Below are 5,736 nucleotides of genomic sequence, written 5' to 3' on the forward strand. Positions count from 1 at the left end.
GTCCTGCCCGCCTCGCTCAGTGCCCTGATGCAGCCGCGGTCGCCCTGCCAGGCCTTGGTGATCACGTCCCGCAGCGTGATCCGGTCGCCGTAGCCGGGCTCGAGCGAGCGCATCAGGTTCGGCAGCCCCACGTACGACTCCAGGCACCCCCGATTCCCGCACCGGCACAGCGGTCCGTTGGCGTCCATGACCAGGTGCCCGATCTCCCCGGCGCCCCCCGCCGCGCCCCGGGTCAGCCGTCCGTTGCTGATGAACGCGGCCCCGACCGTACTGTGCAGCTTCACGTACACGAGCTCGTCGAAACCCGCCCCGGCCCCCCACTGCCGCTCGGCCAGCGCGCCCAGGTTGGCGTCGTTGTCCGCCACCACCGGCAGATCGAGCCGGCGGTTGAGCTCGGCCGCGACCGGTATGCCGGACCAGTTCGAGGGCAGCCCCGAGTTCGGCAGCGCCGTGTGCGGGTTGTACGCGCCCGGCAGGCTCACCCCCACGCCCAGGATCCGCGACGGGTCCGTCCCCGCGTCCCGCACCGCCGTGCGCACCAGCTCCGCGGCCGTGTCAAGGCCCAGCGAAGCGTCGTAGTCCGCGGGCAGCGGGGCCGAGAGCGCGATCTGCACCGCGTGCGTGACGTCCGCGATCACCACGTGCACGTGCCGGTACCCGAAGTCCACCCCGATCGCCTCGCCCCCGGCCGGATTGAGCATCACCGCCGTCCCCGGGCGCCCGGCCCGCCCGCCGGCCGGCGGCAGCTGATCGCCGAGCTCGAGCACCACCCCCTCCGTGACCAGCGCGCTCACCAGGGTCGAGACGGTCGAGGGCGAGAGCCCCACCAGCCGCGCGATCTCCGCCCGGCTGAGCGTGCCGCGCTCGCGCAGCAGCCGGATCACCGCCTGCCGGCTGCGCTGATTGCGGCCTTCGGTCCTCGCAGGATGCTGCTGCGTCATGGGATGAGGATCGATCCTGCCCCTCGATTCGTCAAGATTGAAGTAATCACGCCGAGAAGGGCCGGAACATGGCCACTCATTCATTCGATAACCACGAATTCCCCGATGTCTTGACGCCCTATTCGCGCGGGGATAGCTTCAGCCCCGTACCGCGCGTTCTGATACGCCAGGCCCGCCCGGGGCGCCGCCCTGCTCCGGGCGGGCCCTCGCGCCCCGGCGGGTATCGTGGGTGGCCAGTGGCGGGAGGAGTCCGGGTGGGAGGAGTGCCGCAGCCGTGGCCGAAGTCGAATTCGTCGGGGTCACGCGGGTGCAGCGGGGACTGTGGCGCCCCGTCCTCGAACGCGTCGAGCTCACCGTGCGCGACGGTGAACTGCTGGTCCTGACCGGCGCCTCCGGCAGCGGAAAGTCCGCACTCCTGCGCGCCCTGGCCGGCGCCGACCCGCTGACCGCGGGCAGGGTCCTGATCGACGGCCGGGACGTGACGAAGGCGTCCCCGGACAAGCGGCGGGTGTCCATGCTCGCTCAGGGCTTTGCGTTGTTCCCACAGTTGAGTGTGCGCGAGAACATCGCCTTTCCGCTGACGATGCGCAAGACCTCGGCGAAGACCGTCGCCGCGAAGGTCGCCGACATCGCCGAACGCTGCGGTGTGGCCGCGCACCTCTCCGCCCGCCCCGACGCCCTCGACTTCGACCTGCGCCAACGCGCCATGATGGCCCGCGCCCTGGTCGGCGAACCCCTCGCCGTCTGCGTGGACGAGCCCCTGGCCGGCACCGGGGTCCCCATGATGATGCGCGAACGCACCCCCATCGCCACCCTCCAGCGCGAATTCGGCGTCACCATGCTCTACGCCACCTGCAGCTCCACCGACGCCCTGGCCATCGCCGACCGCATAGCCGTCCTCGACCGGGGAGTGCTGCAGCAGGTGGGCACCCCCGCAGAGGTCTTCGACCGCCCCGCCACCGCGGCGGTGGCCGGCTTCGTCGGCCAACACCCGATGAACCTCATCCCGGCCCCCTACCGCGACGGCTACGCCCGCATAGGCGGCGAAACCGCAGGTCTGGCCGTCAAACTCGGCGACGCCCAAGCCCAGGCCCTCACCGGCGAGACCGTCCTCATCGGCCTGCGCCCCGAAGACCTCACCCTCGCCGCCGCGCCGGGCCCCGCCGAGCCCGCCCCGCCGTCGCGGCCGCAGCAGCCGCTCGCGACTGACCCGGTTCCACCCCCACGTCCCCAGCCCGAGTCGTCTCCGCCCGCATCCGCTGCTTCTGCTTCCGTCCCTATCTCCATCTCTGCCTCTACCTCAGCTTCCGTCTCTCCCGAGAGTCCCCCTGAGCCCGGAGCGCTGCGCGCCACCGCCGTCTTCGTCAAAGACTCAGGCCGCGAGTACATCGTCCACGCCCGGATCCAGGCCCCAGACGGCCCGCTCGACCCGATAGACCTCGTCATCCGCCACACCCGCGGCACCCCACCCTTGCGCGGCGACGACGTGCTGATCACCGCCAATCCCTCAGTCGCCCATCTTTTCGACGCAGGCACCGGCCGCCGCCTGCCCGACTGACCGCACCGCAATTCACCCTCACTCGCTCACAACCTTTGTCCGCAAATCCTCGTGTTAACAAATGTCGGAGCCCACACGCTCCGTCCACGACACCGGGGAAGGCCACCGTGCCCGACCGGAGCCGTGCCGATCACGAGGGAGGAGTCCGCGGCATGTTCGACAGCGGCGGCGAGTCAGCGGGTGACGGAGCATCACATGACGATGCGTCGGGCGAGGGAGCGCCCTGCGCAAAAGTGCCCCGCGCAGAGGCGCCCCGCGCGGAAGCGTTCGGCTCGGGGGCGCCCACCATCGGTGCGTCCGACCCGGGACTGCGCAACACGTGGGGTCCTGAAACAGAGGTGCTCAACACGGCGGCGCGCGGCACGCCGGCGCGGCACGGCGCGTCGAGCGAGCCACGCGAGGGCCCGGACCACCCCCGACTCGTCAGATCCGGCGGCGGCGAGGAGGAACGCTTCCGCGAGTTCGTCGCCGAGCGATGGCTCGCGCTCCTGCGGACCGCGTACCTGCTCACCGGAGACCACGGCCACGCCGAGGACCTCGTCCAGAACGCCCTGATCCGGGTGCACCGGCACTGGGCCAAGATCGAGCGCTCCGGTTCGCCGGAGGGGTACGTGCGCAGGGTCATGTTCAACCTGCACACCGACTGGTGGCGGCGCATCGGTTCCCGCGAACGCGCCGTGCGGCTCACGGCCGACATCGAGCACCCGGCCTCCGCCGACGCGTACGCGTCCTTCGACCTGCGCGACGAGTTGTGGGAAGCGCTGCGAGCGCTGCCGGCGAAGATGCGGGCCACGCTCGTGCTGCGCTACTTCGAAGACCTCGGCGAAGCCGAGACCGCGCAGATCCTGGGCTGCTCCATCGGCACGGTCAAGAGCCAGACCTCCCGAGGCCTGCAACGACTCCAGCAGGCCCTGTCCGCCCAGCCTGCGTCCGCGTCTTCGTCCTCGTCCTCGGCTTCGTCTACGTCCTCGCCCGAGCTCGGGCTCGGGCGTGAACGCGACCTCGACGACGACCGTGGCCACGCACCGACCGCACAGCCGTCGACCGAGCGCGCTCCGACCCCGACCGTTCCGACGGCATCGCCGTGGACCGAGCGCGCGCCGACCCCGACCGTTCCGCCGGCATCGCCGTGGACCGAGCGCGCGCCGACCCCGACCGTTCCGCCGGCATCGCCGTCGACCGAGCACCTCCTCGTCGCGCTCAGACGACGGCCGGAGCAGTGGCCGAGCACGCAGTTCGCGACCGAGAACTCCGCACCCCGTACTCCGTCCCAGTCCTCGTCTCCGCAGCCGTCCGCCGGCCTCGCGCCCGCGGTCCGTCGGCTCGACCCCCCAAGGAGCACACTGTGACCTTCACCGATCCGCACGAGGACATCGCCGACGCCCTGCGCGGTGAGTTCCACGCCCGCGCGGCTCATCTCGCGCAGACGCCTGCTCCGTTCGCCCGCATCGAGGCCGCGGCTCGTCGCGACCGGATCCGTCGTCGCAGTCTCGCCGGGTGTGCGGGCGTCGCCCTGGTCGCGGCCCTCGCCACCTCCGTCACCACGATCAACGGCGTTCATCACACGGATTCGCTGCAGACGGCGGCGGGGACCTCCGACAGATCGCCGCTGCTCGATCTGGCCCCGCGTGGCAACCTCGTCGCCAACGCCACCTTCATGCAGGAGGTCGCCACACGCCTCGGCGCCGGCATGACCATCCTCTACGCGAACGACGACGGCACGCACACCGTCGTCATAGGTGCCGGCTACCAGCCCGTCGCCCATCACGGTTCCGGCGGGTCCTCCAACCTGTTCAGCGTGCTGACCGGCGCGCACGGTGCGAGCGCCGCCGACCTGAGCTCGAGTGGTGAGGTCGGGCTGGCTTCGGGCTCGGCTCTCGATGCCTTCTCGTACGTCGGTGTGTTCCGCGGCACGGGAGGGTCGGTGCCCTACGTCGTGCTCGGACCGACCGACATGACGCAGGCTGACATCGCCTCCGGTATTGAACTCACCGTCCATGGCGGGAAGTTGGCGGCAGAGCACACCGCTCTCAAGACCGTCTCGACGCAGGACGGTGCGGTCGCGGGCGAGATCTCAGATCCCTCGACCTCGCAGGCGGCAGGGCACCTGGGGGCGTATATCTCGTTCCGTGGCCAGCTCTCCACGGGCAAGACCGTGGACGCGAACCCGCTCATCCGCACCGAACTCGCCTCGCCCAGCGAACTCCCGACCTCGGCCGTCTACGACGCCCTGCGTTCCGCGATCGTCGCCAAGGGGCGGCAGGACGGGCTGGCGCACCTTCCGCTCAACGGTCCCGGCGGGGATGCCGTGACCGACAACGCCGCCCAGGTGGTGGCCGACATCGCGAGCATCGCAGGGGTCGACCCGCACGAGATCGACGTGACCGTGGACTGGGTCGGGCAGGAGACCTCGGCGTGGGACACGGCGCTGCTGGACATCGACGTCCCCGGCCTGCCCCACATCCAGGCCTTCGTCCGCGGCCTGGCCCCCGGCCAACCCGACTCCGAGTCCCCGGGACTTGAGCAGTCCTTCGTCCGGCCCGCGCAGAACCTGACGGCAGGTCACTTCCCGGAGACCGCCGCGGCATTCGGCGGGACGCCGGAGCTCAGCACACTGGGACAGGAGGTGGTGGCCGGTTGGTAGAAGCGCGAGGTCCTGCGCCTGCTGCCTGCACCGAGGTCCTGCGCCTGGCCTGCCGCTCGCACTGAGGCCGTCACCGAGGCGGGCCCTACGGATCGAGCCTCGGACCAGCGGATCGAGCCTCGAGGCCGGCGCACACGGTCACTCACTGCTGTAGTTAACAGGCCCATTGCCAGGGATGCGTGCCCTGGATGCCCTTGATGCCCACCGCCCTTGACGTCCTGCGGCTCGGGTCGACTGACGAGTCGGCCCGAGCCACAGGAACCGGGGGCGTCCCGGAGGTCGCGAGGGGCGGGAGAGCTCGCGTGCATCCGCTCTATCGAGCGGCGTCGCGGTCCGGCTCGCCTGTGGCGGCACTGGTGCTGCCGGCCGACACCGCATCACCTGGTGATGCCGGCACACCCGGCGCCTCGGCCGCGCGCTTGGCTTCGTGGTCGCCGTCGCCGTGGCGGTTGGGGACGATCGCGCTGGAGCCGTTGGACGTCGTCGCCGTCGCCGTCGTCGTCGGGACCGACGCCGACGCCGAGGTCGAGTTCGAGGTCGAGGGCATTGCGCCGGCCGTCGCGACGGCGCCTGCGGCGGCGGGGGCGGTGTGC

General features: G+C 71.4%; 5 protein-coding genes. 4 read left to right on the forward strand and 1 reads right to left on the reverse strand.

From position 1 onward, the window contains the following. Positions 1 to 941 (reverse strand): ROK family transcriptional regulator (locus tag KDL01_RS38565; protein ID WP_212533672.1); only part of this gene is annotated, 941 nt, incomplete at its 3' end. Between the two features lie 274 nt (positions 942 to 1,215). Here KDL01_RS38565 and KDL01_RS38570 point away from each other — a divergent pair. From KDL01_RS38570 to KDL01_RS38585, 4 genes are all read left to right on the forward strand, one after another. Further along, complete coding sequence (locus KDL01_RS38570) at positions 1,216 to 2,499, forward strand: ABC transporter ATP-binding protein (protein WP_212533673.1); 1,284 nt, start codon at positions 1,216 to 1,218, stop codon at positions 2,497 to 2,499. Between the two features lie 233 nt (positions 2,500 to 2,732). Next, complete coding sequence (locus KDL01_RS38575) at positions 2,733 to 3,848, forward strand: SigE family RNA polymerase sigma factor (RefSeq protein ID WP_307846781.1); 1,116 nt, start codon at positions 2,733 to 2,735, stop codon at positions 3,846 to 3,848. Continuing rightward, positions 3,845 to 5,143 (forward strand): hypothetical protein, encoded by a 1,299-nt coding sequence (locus KDL01_RS38580; protein WP_212533675.1) that lies wholly within the window; start codon positions 3,845 to 3,847, stop codon positions 5,141 to 5,143. The genes KDL01_RS38575 and KDL01_RS38580 overlap by 4 nt, the downstream gene beginning before the upstream one ends. A gap of 302 nt (positions 5,144 to 5,445) precedes the next feature. Further along, positions 5,446 to 5,736, forward strand: a 291-nt coding sequence (locus KDL01_RS38585; RefSeq protein ID WP_212533676.1) for a hypothetical protein, incomplete at its 3' end; no start/stop codon positions are given.

The organism is Actinospica durhamensis (assembly GCF_018139695.1).
GTDB lineage: Bacteria > Actinomycetota > Actinomycetes > Streptomycetales > Catenulisporaceae > Actinospica > Actinospica durhamensis.